This window comes from Pseudophaeobacter sp. 1A09344 (assembly GCF_041008745.1).
GTDB lineage: Bacteria > Pseudomonadota > Alphaproteobacteria > Rhodobacterales > Rhodobacteraceae > Phycobacter > Phycobacter gallaeciensis_A.
The window spans coordinates 247175-264309 of the sequence record NZ_JAXGFS010000001.1 but is presented as its reverse complement, the minus strand read 5'-3'; the positions used below and the strand labels follow the sequence as shown (position 1 = coordinate 264309).

The following is a 17135-nucleotide window of genomic DNA, read 5'->3' as shown; positions in this document are numbered from 1 at the left end:
CAAGAAACGAAAGTTTGCAAAATGGCTGACAGCACTGCTTTCCGGGTCGCGGATCTGCCGCAGAACGCCCCGACGCCCTTTGATATCCGCGCCGATGCCGATGCCCTGGCTGACTTGGCGCGGGATCTGGAGGTCAACAGCCTGCGCAAGCTGCGGTTCGAAGGCGAGATCCGCGCCAGCGGGCGCCGGGACTGGGTGCTGACCGCCACCCTGGGCGCCACGGTGGTGCAGGACTGCGTGGTCACGCTGGATCCGGTCACCACCCGTATCGACCAGAAGGTGCGGCGACAGTACATGGCATCCTACGAGGAGCCGGAAGACGCCGAAGCAGAAATGACCGAGGATGAAACCATCGAACCGCTGGGCAGCAGCATCGATCCCTATGAAGTAATGATTGAGGCACTGACCCTGGCGATTCCCGCTTACCCGCGCAAAGAAGGCCAGGAACTGGGCGAAGCAGTGTTCGCTGAACCGGGTGTTAAACCCATGCGCGACGAAGACACCCGCCCCTTTGCCGCCCTTTCGGCTCTCAAGGAACAGTTGAAAGGCGACGACTGACGGTAAATGAGGCGGAAAAATACCGTATGGTGAACTTCCTGCTGGTACTGACGCCCCGCCTGCCCTAAAAAACCGCTTGCGCCGCAGAGGATTCGCAGTATTTTCGCGCGCTCATCGGAATTTTTGGTTGGACATCGGAGAGGCTGCGGCCTACACGCACGTCACACCGATCACGACAAAACAATGAAATCGCGCGGCGGGGATGGCCCCAAGGCGCCAAGCAGACAAAGGTTGAGACATGGCCGTCCAACAGAACAAAGTATCCAAATCGCGCCGCAACAACCGTCGCGCGCACGATGCCCTGGTTGCTGCAAACCCGAACGAATGCTCCAGCTGCGGCGAACTGAAGCGTCCGCACCACGTGTGCCCGTCCTGCGGCCACTACGACGATAAAGAAATCGTTGCAGCGAACGACGAAATCGACATGGATGAGGACGCGGCGTAAGCCCTCCTTTGATCACATAACGCCAGGCAGGCTTTACCTATGACGGGCAAACCCGATCAATCCAAAGCGCAGACTGGTAAAATTGTGATTTCTGTCGATGCCATGGGCGGAGATGCCGGCCCTGCCGTAGTGGTGGCCGGTATCGCGAAATCCGCCGAGAAGAACCCGAATATCGGATTCATTCTACATGGCCCCGAAGACGAATTGGCACCCTTGGTTGCCAAACGGCGCATCCTGGCGGATCGCGTCGTTATTCGTCATGTCGACAGCGTTGTCACCATGGACGACAAGCCCAGCCAGGTCATGCGCAATGGCAAGGGCACCTCGATGTGGTCCGCATTGGACGCCGTGAAGAACGGCGAAGCCGCCGGGGTCGTCTCTTGCGGCAATACCGGCGCGCTGATGGCGCTCAGCATGCTGCGCCTGCGCAAGGTGCCGGGCGTCAACCGCCCCGCGATTGCGATTCTCTGGCCATCACGCAACCCCCAGGGGTTCAACGTGATGCTGGATGTGGGCGCCGATGTGCGCGCCGACGCGCAGGATCTGCTGCAATACGCGCTGATGGGCACCTCCTATACTCGTAATTCCATGGACATTGCCCGCCCCCGGGTTGGCCTGCTCAACGTCGGCACCGAGGAACACAAGGGCCGCGCCGAGCTGAAAGAAGCCCATGCATTGATCGCCGAAAATGCCGGGATCGCCGATTATGAATTTGTCGGCTTTGTCGAAGGCAGCGATATCCCCGGCAATGTGGCAGATGTCATCGTCACCGACGGCTTTACCGGAAACGTCGCGATCAAGACCGGTGAAGGCACCGCCAGCCTGGTCCGCTCGGCCCTGCGCGAGGCCTTTGAATATTCCTTCCTGTCCAAGATCGCGGCGCTGCTGGCCTATACCTCTCTGTCGCGGCTGGCAAAACGGATCGATCCGCGGCGCGCCAATGGTGGCGTGTTTCTGGGCCTAAACGGCACCGTGGTAAAATCCCACGGCGGCGCCGATGCCACCGGGGTATCGGCCGCAGTAAAACTGGCCTTCCGTCTGGCCGAGCAGGGTTTTGCCGAAAAACTGGCCGCGCGGGTTGCATCCGCCGTGGAGCTTACCCAAGATGCCGCAGGCTCCGACGACGACGACCGGATCTCAACAAAATAAGACCAAGAAGGCAGTCACAGAATGACGCGACGTGCAGTAGTTGTAGGCACCGGCCATTATCTCCCTAAACGCGTGGTCGAAAACGCGGAATTCGAAGCCACCCTGGACACCACGGACGAATGGATTCGCTCCCGCTCCGGGATTGAACGCCGCCATTTCGCCGAAGAGGGCGAAACCACCTCCTCGATGGCAACCGCAGCGGCCAAGGCCGCGCTCTCCGATGCCGGTCTTGTGGCCGACGACCTCGACGCGATCATCGTGGCCACCTCGACTGCCGACCTGACCTTCCCTTCGGCGGCCACCATGGTGCAGGCGCAGCTGGAAATGACCCGCGGCTTTGCCTTTGACGTGCAGGCGGTCTGCGCCGGCTTCGTCTATGCGCTCTGCAACGCAAACGCATTGATCGCCTCCGGTCAGGCTGACCGGGTTATGGTGATTGGCGCCGAAACCTTCTCGCGCATCATGGACTGGACCGACCGGTCGACCTGCGTGCTCTTCGGTGATGGCGCCGGCGCACTGATTCTTGAGGCACAGACCGGCGCGGGCACCAGCGATGACCGCGGGATTCTGGCCACCGATCTGAATTCTGACGGGCGCTACAAGGATTTGCTTTATGTAGACGGCGGTGTTTCCACCCAGTCGACCGGCCATCTGCGCATGCAGGGCAACCAGGTTTTCCGCCATGCCGTGGAGAAACTGGCCAAGACCGCAACCACAGCGCTGGAACGCGCGGGCCTTGGCGCCGAAGACGTGGACTGGATCGTGCCGCATCAGGCCAATATCCGCATCATTCAGGGCACCGCCAAGAAGATGGGCCTCAGCCTCGATAACGTTGTGGTGACCGTTCAGGACCACGGCAACACCTCTGCTGCGTCGATTCCACTGGCCCTGTCGGTCGGCAAGGAACGCGGTCAGATCAAGCCCGGGGATCTGATCGTCACCGAGGCGATCGGCGGCGGATTGGCCTGGGGCGCGGTCGTGCTGCGCTGGTAGCACGGGCCAGCGCAATCTCGCAGCGCGCAATTCATTGATATTGACAGTGAAATTCCCCACCCCCTATGCTTGAGCAAACAACGGGGACTGGTATGAGCGAAAAAACTCTGACGCGAATGGATCTGAGCGAGGCCGTTTTCCGCGAGGTTGGCCTCTCCCGCAATGAAAGCGCGCAACTGGTTGAAAGCATGCTGCAGCACATGTCAGACGCCCTTGTCCGCGGGGAGCAGGTGAAAATCTCTTCTTTCGGCACCTTTAGCGTCCGGGACAAGACGGCACGTGTGGGGCGCAATCCCAAAACCGGTGAAGAGGTTCCGATTCAGCCACGCCGTGTGCTGACCTTCCGGCCCTCCCATCTGATGAAAGACCGAGTCGCTGACGGCAACCGCAGCTGAAGACGGCTGCCCCGACCGGTCCAGAACCAACGGAATCAATACCCATGTCCAAATCACCAGACGCCTTCCGCACCATCAGCGAAGTGGCGGAATGGCTGGGGGTGCAAGCGCATGTCCTGCGCTTCTGGGAAAGCAAATTCACCCAGGTAAAACCGGTCAAGCGAGCCGGTGGGCGCAGATACTATCGCCCTGCGGACATGCTGCTTCTGGGTGGCATTCGCAAGCTGCTGCATGACGATGGCATGTCCATCAAGGAAGTTCAGGCAATTCTGCGCGACCTTGGCATTACCCATGTCTCCGAGATGTCCCATAGCCTTGATACGGCCTCCCCCGGAGAACCGGACGGAACCGGATCCGGCGGTGGGTTCGCCCAGAGCAATGCAGCCACAGAATCTGCCGCAGCGCATCCCGGCGCTGGCGCAACGCCAGGGGACAGCGTCGAGGGCGCCCCCGTGATCACGAGCGAAAGCGCAGGAGCGGAAGAAGACTCGCCGCGCCCCGCCAGCCATCTGCCGTTTTTCGAACAGGAACAATTTGATCCCTTTGCAGAGGTCGCTGACGAAAGCCAGGCGGGCGCCGTGCCCAGTGCATCGCAAGCTGAGAGCATTCCAGAGACCATCTCGGAACTGGATCAGGATGAGTCGCCACTGGTGCAGGCGGAGGCCGACGATGCCCTGTCCGAGGCCCCCAATGCGGAGCCTGACACATCGGCGGATCAACCTATTGCCTCTGACCTGTCGGAAGAGCTTCCCCCGCCACAAGACGACCTGAGCGGCGAAGAAGGCCTGCCTTTCGACGAGGTGCAGCCCGTCTCCACAGAGCCGGAACCTGCACAGATCATGATGGACCTTGGCGGCCACGACGCCCCTGCCCCGGAATGCGAGGCAGACCCCGTGATCGAGGAAACCGCCGCGCCGGAGGCAGCAGCCGAACCGGCCCCCTTCACAGGCGAAGCGGACAGCACCACGGATGACACCGACAGCGAGGTCCAGTCGGCACCGAATCCGGATGCAGAAGCGCTTGTGCCAACCGACGATCAGGCGGAGCCTGCCTTCGAGGTCAGCTTCGCACCGGATGAGACCGAGCCGCCGACCGCGCCGCTTGACCCTGCTGTGCCGCTCACCAGCCACCTCGACGCTCCCACGCCATTGGGTGAGAGCGAGCCCGCCGAGTTGGGCGACGCCCACGCCGACCTGATGGCCGAGGAAGCGCCGACTGAGGCTATGGCTACGGAGCAAGACGAGCCTGACCCCGCATCCGAGCAAGCCCCTGTCGAAGCCCTCTTGCCTGAGGAACTCTCAGAGCAACTGGGCGAGGACCTGGCCGAATCCGACGCAGATGCAGCCCTGCAGGATGCCATGGATGCAGATGCACCGCGGGAAGGATTTGCGCCTCCGGGCCTGCCGGACAATGCGGAGCAGGACGCTGCAACCGATGCGCCCGAAGCAGGCTTTCCCCCGACCGGGGATCTCCCGATGGAGGAATCCAAGCCGCGAATCATTTCCGTGCCCGACGAAAATCTGGCCGCCCAGGTCAGCCTGCGTCCCGGTGTTCTGGCCCTGTTGTCGCAGACAACGGAACTGCGGCCCGAAGTGCGCGCCGAAGTTGCCGAATGCGCCGCCGAGCTGCGCCAATGGCTGGAAGCACATTAATTTTCCAAAGCAGCGGAAAAACTTGGCAATGCCTCTTGCCCCCGCCGGGAAAAACGGTAGAAAGCGCTTCAACGGGCTATGGCGCAGCCTGGTAGCGCGTCCGTCTGGGGGACGGAAGGTCGCAGGTTCGAGTCCTGCTAGCCCGACCATACAAAACGCCTGGGTGTTTGCGCACCCAGGCGTTTTGTGTATGTGTAGCCTGGGGTTACAGATCGGGACCATCATCTGGGTCGTCTTGAACAGCAGCCCGACCGGGCGGATGCCCGGCCAGACGGGAGAAAGACAATGACAGGCGTTTTACCCAGCCAGACACTGGAAACCATGCTGCAGCAGGGCGAGATCACCCTGTCCGAGCCTTTGATCGACGGGCAAATCCAGCCTGCAAGTCTGGATCTGCGGCTGGGCCATGTGGCTTACCGCGTGCGCGCCTCCTTCCTCTCTGGACACGGCAACACGGTCGCTGATCGCCTCTCTGAATTTGAAATGCACCGCATTGATCTGGATGGCGGCGCTGTGCTGGAAAAGGGCTGCGTCTACGTGGTGCCGCTCCTCGAAGGTTTGGCCCTGCCGCAGGACGTCTCCGCCGTGGCCAATGCCAAAAGCTCAACCGGGCGGCTGGACCTGCTCACGCGCACCATCACCGATGGCGGCGAGGAATTCGACCGCATCAAGCCGGGTTACACCGGGCCGCTGTATGCCGAGATATGCCCGCGTTCCTTCTCCGTGCTGGTGCGCCCCGGCATGCGGCTCAATCAGATCCGCTTCCGCACCGGTCAGGCGGTACTGAGCGATCAGGAACTCAGCGCGCTGCACGCAGAAAGCCCGCTGGTGGATGGCGAGGCGGTGATCGAGGATGGCTTGGGCTTTTCCGTTGACCTGCAACTGCCAGGTACCGATCTAGTGGGCTACCGGGCCAAACCGCATACCGGGGTGATCGATCTGGACCGGATCGGCGAATACGATCCGCAGGATTACTGGGAAGAGGTGCGCACCACCAAGGGCCGCATCATTCTGGACCCGGGCGCCTTTTACATCCTTGTCAGCCGTGAGGCCGTGCATATCCCGCCCGCCTATGCCGCCGAAATGGCGCCCTATCTGGCCATGGTCGGGGAATTCCGGGTGCATTACGCGGGCTTTTTCGATCCCGGCTTCGGTCACGCCTCAGTCGGCGGAGCGGGATCGCGTGGCGTGCTTGAGGTGCGCTGCCACGAGGCGCCTTTCGTGCTTGAACACGGGCAGGTCGTCGGGCGTCTCGTGTATGAACGCATGGCCGAGGTGCCGCAGCAGCTATATGGCGCGGGCATAGCCTCCAACTATCAGGGACAGGGACTGAAACTGTCCAAGCACTTCAAACAGCCACAATCTAGCTGACGCCGGAAGCCTACCTAGGCGGAAAAGCTCAGCGGTTGTCCCGCTGGGCGCGCCGCGCACGCCGCTCCTGCCGCATCTCGCGGATCCTTTCGCGTTCAGCGCGTTCTTCCGCCTCTGCCGGTGTCTCGGGTCGGTTTTCCGCCTGCCCGCCCCGCCCGCGTTTTCCGCTGCGCCCCGACAGCGCGTTGAGCCCCGCATCCACGCCAGAGTTGACGGCCCGCCCGACAAGGCGGCGCATGATCATGTTGAGAATGGATTCGACGTTCATCATTAGGCTCCGGTTCCGTTCACATGCCATTGTGACATCGGAATGGGACGATTTATTGGCAGGCTGCCCCCGCACACGAAATCGTCAGCTTTCGAACAGCTCTGGCTGCTCCTCGGGATCCTCGTCCCCGTCGTCACCGCCCTGCCCCGTCGGGAAGCTGCCCGGCGGCGGGCGGCTTTCCAGCAGCCCGGCAGAGCGCAGTTCCTTCAACCCCGGCAGGTCGCGGGCGCTTTCCAGACCGAAGTGATCCAGGAACACCGGTGTTACCACGAATGTCACCGGTCGGCCCGGCGTCATACGGCGGCGACCAAGGCGGATCCACTCCATTTCCAAAAGCTGATCAATGGTGCCACGGGACACCGATACGCCGCGGATCTCTTCGATCTCGGCCCGCGTCACCGGCTGATGATAGGCGATGATAGCCAGGGTTTCGATTGCCGCCCGGCTCAGCTTGCGCGTCTCGACGATTTCCTTCTGCATCAGGAAGCCAAGGTCCGGCGCCGTGCGGATTGCCCAGGCATCGCCCACGCGCACCACCCTGACACCGCGCCCCTCGTAGCGTTTGCGCAGGTATTCCAGCGCCTCGCCCGGGTTGCAGCCATGCGGCATGCGGGCCTCCAGATCACGGAGGGTGACAGGCTCGGTACTGGCGAACAGCACCGCCTCGACCATGCGCTCCTGTTCGGCCATGGGCGGGGCATCGAACAGGCTGTCCGACTCCTGCTGCGCCTTTTCCGGCTCCTGGTTGCTGAAATCTTCCATCAGGTGTTCCCGTTCAGGTGGCGCAACTGGATCGGCGCAAAGGTCTCGTTCTGTCGGATTTCCAGCTGGCCTTCCTTGACCAGCTGCAGGGAGGCGGCAAAGGTCGCCGCCGTGGCCGAGCGCCGTTTCACGGGATCACTGTGCCAGCCGTCCGGCAGGTAGCTCAGCATATCGGTCCAGCTTCCGGTAAACCCAATGAGACCGCGCATCCGCTCCAACGCCTCTTCCATGGTGAAGACCGAATCCCGGTCCATCACGAAGGGGCGAAAATCGTCGCGGGTGCGGATCCTGGCATAGCCCTGCATCAGGTCGAGAAGGTTGGCGCTATAGGTCACGGTGCGGATACGTTCGACCGTTTCGCTTTGCCCACGGGCAAAGAAATCCCGCCCCAGCTGGTCACGCCCCATCAGCCGCGCCGCCGCATCGCGCATGGCCTGAAGCCGCTCCAGCTGGAACGCCAGATGCGCCGCCAGTTCCTCCCCCGAGGGGCCTTCTTCTTCAGGGTCGGGGGGCAGCAGCAGCCGCGATTTTAGGAAGGCCAGCCAGGCCGCCATCACCAGATAATCAGCGGCCAGTTCGATCCGCAGCTCCTTGGCACGCTCCACGAAACTTAGGTATTGCCGTGCAAGCTCCAGAACCGAAATACGCCGCAGATCCACCTTCTGGGTGCGCGACAGCGTCAACAACAGGTCGAGCGGCCCCTCATAGCCGTCGACATCGACAATCAGCGCCTCAGCCGCCAGCCGATCCTCGACCGAGGGCTGAACTTCTTCCGGAAAAAGTGACTCTTCAGACATAAACCTTTCCGCCCATCAGGGCAGCAAGTTCGGCCTCGGCAGCCTCTATGTCAAGCGCAGCGGGGGTTTTGCGCGCCGCGATGGCCCGCAGGGCGCGGTTTTGCCCCACCTCATCCAGGGTTCCGGCAGCCTCTGCCACCTGCGTACGCACGGCAAGATCGGCATTGCACAGCAGAACGATATCGCAGCCCGCCGCGCGGGACTGCCCGGCGATATCTGCCGGTGCGCCCTGCAGGGCCTTCATCGAGATATCGTCGGTCATGATCAGCCCGTCAAAGCCTATGTCCTTGCGGATCCGCTCCATCACCGGGGGCGACAGGGTCGCGGGGCGCGGATCAAGCGCGTCAAAGACGATATGCGCCGTCATTGCCATCGGGAGGTCATTCAGCGCCCGGAAGGCCGCGAAATCCGTTGCCTCCAAATCGGCAGCGGATGCGGCCACATGCGGAAGGTCCAGATGGCTGTCCGCCACCGCGCGGCCATGGCCGGGAATATGTTTCAGAACCGGCACCACGCCGCCATCAAGATGCGCCTCGGCCACCGCGCGAGCCAGTACGGTCACATCTGGCAAAGCCTCACCATAGCAGCGATTGCGCAGAAACGGGTGAGTGTCGGTAGAGGCGATATCTGCAATCGGGGCGCAGTTGCTGTCGATGCCAAGCGCGTGCAACTCATGCGCAATCAGGCGATAGCGCAGATACATGGCCCGTTCGGCGCCGTCACCAGCCTGAACCGCGTGTTCCATCGGCGGCAGCCAGTCGCGCCCCAGTGGCGGGCGCAGGCGCTGCACCCGGCCGCCTTCCTGATCAATGGTGATCAGGCAATCGCGGCCCACGGAATCGCGGAGCTCTCCGCAGAGGGCACGGACCTGATCTGCAGAGCTGATATTGCGGGCAAACAGGATAAAGCCAAAAGGATCCGCATCGCGGAACAGGGCCTTTTCATTCTGGGTGAGGCGCAGCCCCTCTGCATCCAGAATGGTCGCGCCAAATCCTGTCATCGGGTGGTCACGGGGATGCAGTCGGCATTGCCTGCCACCAGTGCAGAGCAGAACCGGCGGGCATCGGACAGCCCGTCAAAGCCCATGGCCCGCAGACGGTAGAAGGTGCGACCACCGCTTTCGGCGCGCTGGATCACCCGTTTCTTGTCGGCAAGGTAGTCGTCGAACTGCGCATAGATGCGGTCCCATTCGGAGCGGGCGACCTCTGCGCTTTCATAAGCGCCAAGCTGTGCCAGGCGCGTGCCTGCGGGCAGGCTGTCGGCAGAAACCTCGATCGCGACAGCAGAGCTGGGAGTTGCGGCCGGGGCAGCTGCGGGGGTGAACCGCGCAGGCCGCAGGTTCGGGCGCAGCGAAACCTTGACGCCCGGGGCCTTCAACAGCGCGGCAGAGGGTTGCGGCGCGGATGAAACAGCGGCGATTTCAACCGGTTTCAGGGGCTGCGGCTGTACGATCTCGGGGGCCGCGACAGAGGCATTGGAAACTTGCTCCGGCGCTGCATCCGGTGGCTCTGCACCAAGAGGCGTTACCCCATCAGTAAGTTCAGCCACCAGGGCGTTGATGTCACCGCTTTGATAGGCGGCCAGAGACTGATCGGAAACTGCGGGCGCCTCGCGGTCGGCGCGGTTCTGTTCGGCCTGCTGCGCCAGTTCCGACATCGGCCGGTCGTCCTCGGTCAGCTCAATGGGTTGCGGCGCCAGCACCAGACGCTCTGCTGGATCCTCGGCAGTGCCGGTTGCGGCCACGGCGTTCACTGCCAGCCCCTGATGGTCTGCCGGACGGCCGCCGGGGTTTTCCGGCTGCACGCGCATCGGCCCTTCGACCGCGCGCACCACAGGCACGCCGCTGACATCGCGCATCACCAGCTTGTAGCCCCAGACGCCGATCCCGACGACCAGCGCCAATGAAGCGACCGCACCGAGCATTCCGGCCATCCGGCCAAATCCTGCCCGCCCGGCAGGCGCAGCATCCTCGGCATAGCCGTAATCATCGGCCATATAGGCATCTGCCTCATAGCCGGTCCCATCGGCCTGCGCCGGATCAAAGCCACCAAAACCCTGCGGTGCATAGGACGCGGCAGGGGCTGCGGTGGCTTGGGGTGGAACAAAACTCTGCTGTGCCTGCGGCTGGACCGACGGGTCATAGGCACCGAACTGCTGCTGTCGCTGATACTGAACACCACCGGCAGAATCGCCATCTGCGACTCCGCTCTGGTCATAGGCCGGGCGCGTGCCCGCCTGCGTAAAATACGCCATTATCCGCCTCACTGCCCGTTTCATGCGCCACATCACCTGCGCCGCATTTTCGGGTCTCTTGAACTGCCTCGTTCCGGCGGTCTGTGCGTATTTTTATCGCATCTCTTCCGCCGGGGTCACGCCAAGAATACCAAGACCAGCGGAAATGACAATGGAAACGGCCCGTGCAAGTGCCAAATTGGCATGTGTTGCCGATTGGCTGCTCTCGTTAACAAATCGTAAACTTTTGTCGCTTTTGCCGAGATGGTACAGGCCGTGCAGATCCGAAGCCAGATCGTAGAGGTAGAAGGCTACGCGGTGCGGCTCGTTGCTGCGGGCAGCAATTTCCACCAAGCGCGGCCATTCCGCCAGCTTGCGAGCCACCGACAGCTGCGCCGGAGCGGCCAGCAGCGACAGATCCGCATCGGCTAGGGCCGCATCATCAGAAGCGATTCCCGCCTCTTCCGCCTTGCGCAGGGTCGAGCAGATCCGCGCATTGGCGTATTGCACGTAAAAGACCGGGTTGTCTTTGGACTGCTCCAGCGCCTTGTCGAGATCAAAGTCAAAGCCCTGATCGTTCTTGCGGGTAAGCAGCATGAAACGGGTCACATCCGGACCCACGGCCTCGACCACGTCGCGCAGGGTGACGAACGTCCCTGCCCGTTTGGACATCTTAAATTCCTGACCGTCCTTGAACAGCTTCACCAATTGGCACAGCTTGATATCCAGCGGCACCTTGCCGTCGGACAGGGCCGACACGGCGGCCTTCATGCGCTTCACATAGCCGCCGTGATCGGCACCAAAGATGTCGATCAGCTCGTCAAAGCCACGCTCCACCTTGTCATAGTGATAGGCGATATCGGGGGCGAAATAGGTCCAGGCGCCATCGGATTTCTTCACCGGACGATCCACGTCATCGCCGTGTTCGGTGGATTTGAACAGGGTCTGCTCACGCGGCTCCCAGTCTTCCGGCTTCTTGCCTTTCGGCGGCTCCAGCACGCCCTGGTAGATGAGCCCCTTGGCATCAAGACTTTCCAGCGCGGCTTCGATCTTGCCGGTGCCATAAAGCGATTTTTCGGAGAAGAAGACATCCATTTCGATGCCGAGCAGCTTCAGATCCTCGCGGATCAGATCCATCATCGCGTCGGTAGCGAAATTGCGCACTTCCTGCAGCCAAACCTCTTCGCCTTTGCCGACATAGGCATCGCCGACCTTGTCCTTCAGCGCCTGACCGACCTCGATCAGGTAATCGCCGGGATAGGTGCCATCCTCGAACGCCACTTCCTGACCGTGCGCCTCAAGATAGCGCAGGTAGACGGAGCGGGCGAGCACATCGACCTGACCGCCACCATCGTTGATATAATATTCGCGGGTGACGTCATAACCCGCATAGGCCAGCAGCGAGGCCAGCGCGTCGCCGAAGACCGCACCGCGCGTGTGCCCCACGTGCAGCGGGCCGGTCGGGTTTGCGGAGACATATTCCACGTTGACCCGTTTGCCCTGCCCCAGCTCGGACTTCCCATAGGCCGTGCCATCCGCCAGAACGGAACCCAGCACCCCCTGCCAGACGGACGGTGCAAGACGCAGGTTCAAAAAGCCCGGACCGGCCACTTCGGCAGAGGTGATCCGATCATCCTGCGCCAGATGTGCCGCCAGTGCCTCGGCAATGTCGCGCGGCTTTTTCTTGGCCGGTTTCGCCAGCACCATGGCTGCATTGGTCGCCATATCCCCATGCGCCGGATCGCGGGGCGGCTCCACCGCCACGTTGTCGAAGGAAAGCCCCTCGGGCAGCGTGCCGTCGGCGGTCAACGCGTTCAGGCTGTCGATCACAAGCGAGCGGATATCGTTGAAGAGGTTCATATCGGGCGTCCTATTGGTTTGACCTAGCGGATACCCACGCCTGCGTCAGGGGTCAACCATCAGAGGCCGCCACAAGGCCTGTCGCAGCGCACCTCAGCGCCACAAACCCTCCCAAAGAACCCGAATAGCCTCCATAGGCCGCCCAGCCACGTTCCCTAGGCCGCGGGGTCCCCCAGGATCAGCCGGTCATGTTCCTGCAGGGCAAATCGGTCCGTCATGCCCGCAATGTAATCCGACACCAGACGCGCCAGAATGGTCTGACTGCCCGCAGCGCGGATCTCGGCGTGCCAGCGCTCCGGCATCTGGTAAGGGTTGGCCAGAAAGTAGGGAAACAACGCTTCGACCACCTGCGCGACCTCGGCGCGTTTCTTCATCACCTTCGGCGCCCGGTACATGCGTTGGAACAGGAACGCACGGATCTCCTTCAGATCCCTCCACAACCCGTCGGAAAAGGCCACTACCGGCGCGCCCAGCGCACGCACATCTTCGACGCTTTGCACCCCGGCCTCCTGCAACCGGCCGCGAGAGGTCGCGATTACATCTTCGACCATCACGCCAAAGACCCGCCGCAGCGCCTCGTGTCGGCGCCGGTTCTGCTCAAGCCCAGGATACTGCAGATCAACTTCGCGATAGGCCTGTGCGACGATGGGCAGTTCGGCGATTTCCGCATCGCTGAACAGCTCTGCCCGCAGACCATCGTGCAGATCGTGGTTGTTATAGGCGATATCATCGGCCAGCGCCGCCACTTGCGCTTCGGCGCTGGCGTGAGTGCTGAGCTCGAGATCCATTGTGGCGTTGAATTCGGCCAGCGCCCAGGGCAGCGGGCCAGTGACCGGGCCATTGTGCTTGGCAATGGCCTCCAGCGTTTCCCAAGTCAAGTTCAGCCCGTCGAAATTGGCATAGTGGCGTTCAAGGCTGGTGACGATGCGGATCGCCTGCGCGTTGTGATCAAAGCCGCCATAGGGTGCCATCAACGCATGCAGCGCATCCTCGCCCGTATGGCCAAAGGGCGTGTGCCCCAGATCATGCGCCAGCGCGACCGCCTCGGTCAGTTCTTGATTGAGCCCCAGCGCCCCGGCAATCGTCCGCGCCACCTGCCCGACCTCGATCGAATGGGTCAGCCGGGTGCGGTAGTTGTCACCTTCGTGTTCGACAAAGACCTGCGTCTTGTGCTTGAGCCTGCGAAAGGCGCTGGCGTGGATGATGCGGTCACGGTCCCGTTGAAAGGGAGAGCGGAAGTAGCTTTCTTCCTCGGCGACCAACCGGCCACGGCTCCGATTTGGCATCGTCGCAAAAGACGCATTCATTTCTGATCTTTATCCTTCGCAAATCTTGTCGCCCGCCCAGGACTTTCTATATATGGGTTAGCACGCGGCACCACATATTTGGGAGAAAATATATGCAATTGCCCCCAAAAGTCACAGAACGCGCCTTTGCGCGCCTCGCCGAGATCGGCGCCGCCGGTCAGGGCCAGGCCTTGCGGGTCGCCGTCGAAGGGGGCGGTTGTTCCGGTTTCCAGTATGAGATCGGCCTCGACACCCCGACGCCCGAGGATCTGGTGCTCGAAGGCGGCGGTGAAAAGGTTGTGGTGGATGCGGTTTCGCTGCCGTTTCTGGAAAACGCGGTTATCGATTTCACCGAAGAGTTGATCGGTGCGCGCTTCACCATCGAGAACCCGAATGCCACTTCCAGCTGCGGCTGCGGCACCTCCTTCTCGATGTAAATCTCCTCATCGGGGCATCGCCACGCTCGCGTCGGTGCCCCGATCGTTAAAGACTATTTCCACGCCTCGGAAAGATCTGGCAGGCGACGACCGGATTACGGGTCCGTGCGCATTGCAACACCTGCGCGGTGCCGGACCTGCCGACGCGCATCAATCATCGACTTGCTCCAGACATTGCCACCCGGGGTTAGCTGATCCCAGACAAGATAGATCCCCGAGGCGGCAATCACTGCGGCGCCCATCCAGGTGCCCTGCCCCGGCAGTTCGCCAAACCCAAGGGCGCCAATCAGCACCATCCAGACGAATTGCAGGTTCATCAGCGGCGTCACCGCATAGGATGGCAACCGTCTCAGCGCCGCCACCAGCAGCCAACGCGCCCCGAACAGCAGACCGGCATAGCTCAGCGCCCAGACCACATCCGCCATAGGCATCGGCAGCCAGACAAAGGGCAGCACCGGCAGCATGACAAGGCTGAGCGCCAGATTGGGATAGAACACCTGCGCCAGCACGTTCTGCTCATGCCGACCGATATAGCGTGACAGCGTGATCGACAGCGTCCCCAGCACAGAGGCCCCCAGCGCCACCACGTGGCCCGCTGTCAGGCTGGATAGACCGCCCGGAAAGACGCAGATCACCCCACCAAAACCCGCCGCCAGTGCCAGCCAGACGCCGGGACGCACCCGCTCGCGCAGGATCGGTGCCGACATCAGCCCGGCCAGAAGCGGCATCAGCCCGATGAAGAAGAACACCTCGGCAAAGGGCAGCAGGCGAAAGGCATAGAAGAAACACAAGGCCGCCGCCACCGTGGCCGCGGACCGCAGCGCCATGGCCAAGCGGCAGTCCGTGCGCAGCCCGTCCGGTAGCGACCGGGCACCGCCGCGGATGAAGGTGGTCGCGGCGCAAAGCCCCGCAACAACGGCGCCGGACAGAGCATAAAGCTGCGCCGGGGCATAGCCGCCTGCCAACAGCTTGGTAATGCCATCGGCCGAAGCGATGAACCCGGTATAAAGGACAGCGAACACCGCGCCGGTCAGGGCAAAGGGCAATCCCATCACGCCCGCCCCGCATGGCCGCTGCGCAGGAAGCCTTCGAAGAACTGCCCGAAGCAGGCACAGCTGTTTTCGGCTTGCGCCAGTACGTTTCGCTGCGCCGGATCCAACCCTGACGCCAGCCTGTCCCGTGCCAACGCCCAGTCCCCGCCGCGCGCCACGTCTGCCTCATACAGAGCCATGGACAGGCTGCGCAGAACCCCGGCGCCCTCAGGCGCCTTCAGGTGCGTCGCGCCCTGCGGCAGACGGTGGTCAAAGGCCTTCCCGCCAGTCAGGGCGCGTAGCCAGTTGCAGACAAAATAGCAGTGATAGTCATCGCCCCCGCCGGTAAAGCCCTGCTGTATTACGGCGAAACCATCGGTTTGCGCGGCCAGCCAGTCCTCCCAGATCATAGGCACTTCTCCCCCGGCATAGCGCAGCGCGATGCAGACCTCGGCCAGCAGATCCGCATCCTGATCGAGAAAGGACACCACCCCGGCATACTCCAGACTGCGCAGCGCTGCCCGGCTCAGCCCCGGATCCCGGCGGCCATATTCGGACAGGTAGAACACGATGTGGGTCAGCTCATATCCCGCCTTCTTGTTCGGCAGCGCGAAGGTTTGCGAGGTTTCGATGAAATCATGCAGACGCTGATCCAGCCCCGGCAGCTCCAGCATGATCCCCCGGCGCGCCAGCAGCCGCCGCGCCTCGGCCCGTTGCAGGTCGGACAATTCGGCGCCCACCAGATCGCTGCCCTCAACCCAGGCAGCCATCTCTTCACCCTTGCCGCCATCCACTCCCAGATCCTCCAGATCAAGACAGATGGACAGAATGAAGCGGTAGTATTGCCGGAAGAAACTCAATCGCCGCTCCGCTGTTTCGTAAAACGCCTCGAAAGGTGCAAGTGCCGCGACCGGCACCTCTGCCCCCGTGCATTCGAGAATATTCAGCAACTCGGCGTTTTCCTTCAGCCAGAACACATTCTCCCGGCTGCGCCGTTGCCCCGCAAAGGTATCGCTCAGCACAGCCACATTGCCCCCCGGGGGCCGGATACGATCTGTCGGAAAGGCAAGAACCTGTGCCATGGAGGCGAGCTCCTTTTGTGCGCTGTGCAGTGGGTGGTGGGCAGTAGAAGGATCAGTATTGCGGGCACCCCCGGATCGGATCGGCGGTGCCCCCGCTTTTAGATGATCAGGTCATGATCATCGCCCCTGTTTATGGTGCGGTTTTTATAGGGGCACCTGCCTCAGCTGCCCGAGGAAAACAGGCCGGTGACATCCCCCTGATCGGTGCGCGCCCGGGCCTGCGGCGCCGAGCCAGAGGAAAAAAGACCGGTCAGCGCGCCGCTGGACTGGCTGCCATCCGCAACCGGTGCAGAGCCCGAGCTGAACAGAGAAACCGCCTCACCGCCAAAACTATCCGCGGCACACGGCGCGGAACCGGAGCTGAACATCTCCGCACCGCCGCCTGTCATCAGGTCTGCAGAGGGCGCCGATCCGGACGAAAACATCTCGACAGCTTCGCCGCCAAACAGGCTGGCATCGGCAGCCTCAACGGATGAAGTAGCGGCAGATTGAACGTCATTTTTCTTGAGCAAAGCAGTCATGGAAACCTCCGAGTGTTGGGCATTATCGCCAACAAAACGCTGGCACGGAGTTGGCAATTCCAAAACCGGAATCTGCAATTTCAGGTTGCTTTTTCCGCGACAATCACTTTAACTTTGAATTTCAAATAACCGTTTAATTACAGGTATTTAAAACCATACACACCTTATGCGAAACCTTATCCACAAAGGCAGTCCTGCAAGACCAAAAACAACAACCCTAGGTGGATACATGCAAAGTCGCAAAACGAGCCTTTCACCCGTCAGCGCCAGCCCGCATAAGTGATTCGCCCCTCCGT

18 protein-coding genes and 1 tRNA gene are annotated in these 17135 nt (G+C 62.1%); 9 read left to right on the top strand and 10 right to left on the bottom strand.

Annotation, left to right across the window (positions count from 1 at the left end; translation table 11 throughout):
* Window positions 1-21: 21 nt before the first annotated feature.
* The 8 genes from SM765_RS01230 (at window position 22) to SM765_RS01195 (ending at window position 6563) form a co-directional block, all read left to right on the top strand.
* The gene (locus SM765_RS01230; RefSeq protein ID WP_274831995.1) at window positions 22-558 is read left to right on the top strand and encodes a YceD family protein; all 537 of its coding nucleotides are present in this window, start codon (window positions 22-24) and stop codon (window positions 556-558) included.
* Window positions 559-796: 238 nt separating this feature from the next.
* Window positions 797-1003: a 50S ribosomal protein L32 gene (gene rpmF / locus SM765_RS01225; RefSeq protein WP_065273246.1), complete on the top strand. Its 207-nt coding sequence runs from the start codon at window positions 797-799 to the stop codon at window positions 1001-1003.
* A gap of 39 nt (window positions 1004-1042) precedes the next feature.
* Window positions 1043-2152, top strand: a complete 1110-nt coding sequence (plsX, locus tag SM765_RS01220) for a phosphate acyltransferase PlsX (protein ID WP_065273245.1) — start codon at window positions 1043-1045, stop codon at window positions 2150-2152.
* 21 nt (window positions 2153-2173) lie between these two features.
* Window positions 2174-3145 carry a beta-ketoacyl-ACP synthase III gene (locus SM765_RS01215; protein ID WP_274833696.1) on the top strand — a complete coding sequence of 324 codons (972 nt, stop codon included), beginning with the start codon at window positions 2174-2176 and terminating at the stop codon, window positions 3143-3145.
* A 92-nt stretch (window positions 3146-3237) separates the two neighbouring features.
* The gene (gene ihfA, locus SM765_RS01210; protein WP_065273243.1) at window positions 3238-3540 is read left to right on the top strand and encodes an integration host factor subunit alpha; all 303 of its coding nucleotides are present in this window, start codon (window positions 3238-3240) and stop codon (window positions 3538-3540) included.
* 44 nt (window positions 3541-3584) lie between these two features.
* A complete protein-coding gene (locus SM765_RS01205; protein WP_274836802.1) occupies window positions 3585-5192 on the top strand; it encodes a MerR family transcriptional regulator in 1608 nt (535 codons plus the stop codon).
* Window positions 5193-5264: 72 nt separating this feature from the next.
* A tRNA-Pro gene (locus tag SM765_RS01200) sits at window positions 5265-5341 on the top strand.
* A gap of 136 nt (window positions 5342-5477) precedes the next feature.
* A complete protein-coding gene (locus tag SM765_RS01195; RefSeq protein WP_274831992.1) occupies window positions 5478-6563 on the top strand; it encodes a 2'-deoxycytidine 5'-triphosphate deaminase in 1086 nt (361 codons plus the stop codon).
* 28 nt (window positions 6564-6591) lie between these two features.
* Here SM765_RS01195 and SM765_RS01190 read toward each other — a convergent pair whose 3' ends face one another.
* From SM765_RS01190 to SM765_RS01160, 7 genes are all read right to left on the bottom strand, one after another.
* The gene (locus SM765_RS01190) at window positions 6592-6831 is read right to left on the bottom strand and encodes a hypothetical protein (protein ID WP_065273241.1); all 240 of its coding nucleotides are present in this window, start codon (window positions 6829-6831) and stop codon (window positions 6592-6594) included.
* Window positions 6832-6915: 84 nt separating this feature from the next.
* Window positions 6916-7593 carry an SMC-Scp complex subunit ScpB gene (gene scpB / locus SM765_RS01185; protein WP_274828519.1) on the bottom strand — a complete coding sequence of 226 codons (678 nt, stop codon included), beginning with the start codon at window positions 7591-7593 and terminating at the stop codon, window positions 6916-6918.
* Window positions 7593-8390 (bottom strand): segregation and condensation protein A, encoded by a 798-nt coding sequence (locus SM765_RS01180; RefSeq protein ID WP_274833692.1) that lies wholly within the window; start codon window positions 8388-8390, stop codon window positions 7593-7595. The genes scpB and SM765_RS01180 overlap by 1 nt, the downstream gene beginning before the upstream one ends.
* Window positions 8383-9390 carry a beta-N-acetylhexosaminidase gene (gene nagZ, locus SM765_RS01175; RefSeq protein ID WP_274833690.1) on the bottom strand — a complete coding sequence of 336 codons (1008 nt, stop codon included), beginning with the start codon at window positions 9388-9390 and terminating at the stop codon, window positions 8383-8385. The genes SM765_RS01180 and nagZ overlap by 8 nt, the downstream gene beginning before the upstream one ends.
* The gene (locus tag SM765_RS01170; protein ID WP_274836801.1) at window positions 9387-10643 is read right to left on the bottom strand and encodes an SPOR domain-containing protein; all 1257 of its coding nucleotides are present in this window, start codon (window positions 10641-10643) and stop codon (window positions 9387-9389) included. The genes nagZ and SM765_RS01170 overlap by 4 nt, the downstream gene beginning before the upstream one ends.
* A 93-nt stretch (window positions 10644-10736) precedes the next feature.
* Entirely contained in the window at window positions 10737-12482 is a 1746-nt protein-coding gene (gene argS, locus SM765_RS01165; RefSeq protein ID WP_274831987.1) for an arginine--tRNA ligase, read from the bottom strand.
* Between the two features lie 155 nt (window positions 12483-12637).
* Entirely contained in the window at window positions 12638-13789 is a 1152-nt protein-coding gene (locus SM765_RS01160; protein WP_274836800.1) for a deoxyguanosinetriphosphate triphosphohydrolase, read from the bottom strand.
* 92 nt (window positions 13790-13881) lie between these two features.
* Between SM765_RS01160 and SM765_RS01155 the strand changes: the two genes are divergently transcribed.
* Window positions 13882-14205 carry a HesB/IscA family protein gene (locus SM765_RS01155; protein ID WP_065273234.1) on the top strand — a complete coding sequence of 108 codons (324 nt, stop codon included), beginning with the start codon at window positions 13882-13884 and terminating at the stop codon, window positions 14203-14205.
* Window positions 14206-14300: 95 nt separating this feature from the next.
* Here the strand turns inward: SM765_RS01155 and SM765_RS01150 are convergent, their stop codons facing one another.
* From SM765_RS01150 to SM765_RS01140, 3 genes are all read right to left on the bottom strand, one after another.
* The gene (locus tag SM765_RS01150) at window positions 14301-15257 is read right to left on the bottom strand and encodes a DMT family transporter (protein ID WP_274836799.1); all 957 of its coding nucleotides are present in this window, start codon (window positions 15255-15257) and stop codon (window positions 14301-14303) included.
* Window positions 15257-16318: a DUF6902 family protein gene (locus tag SM765_RS01145; protein WP_274836798.1), complete on the bottom strand. Its 1062-nt coding sequence runs from the start codon at window positions 16316-16318 to the stop codon at window positions 15257-15259. Before SM765_RS01145 ends, SM765_RS01150 begins: the two co-directional genes overlap by 1 nt.
* A 161-nt stretch (window positions 16319-16479) precedes the next feature.
* The gene (locus SM765_RS01140) at window positions 16480-16839 is read right to left on the bottom strand and encodes a DUF6749 family protein (protein ID WP_274836797.1); all 360 of its coding nucleotides are present in this window, start codon (window positions 16837-16839) and stop codon (window positions 16480-16482) included.
* Between the last annotated feature and the right edge of the window lie 296 nt (window positions 16840-17135).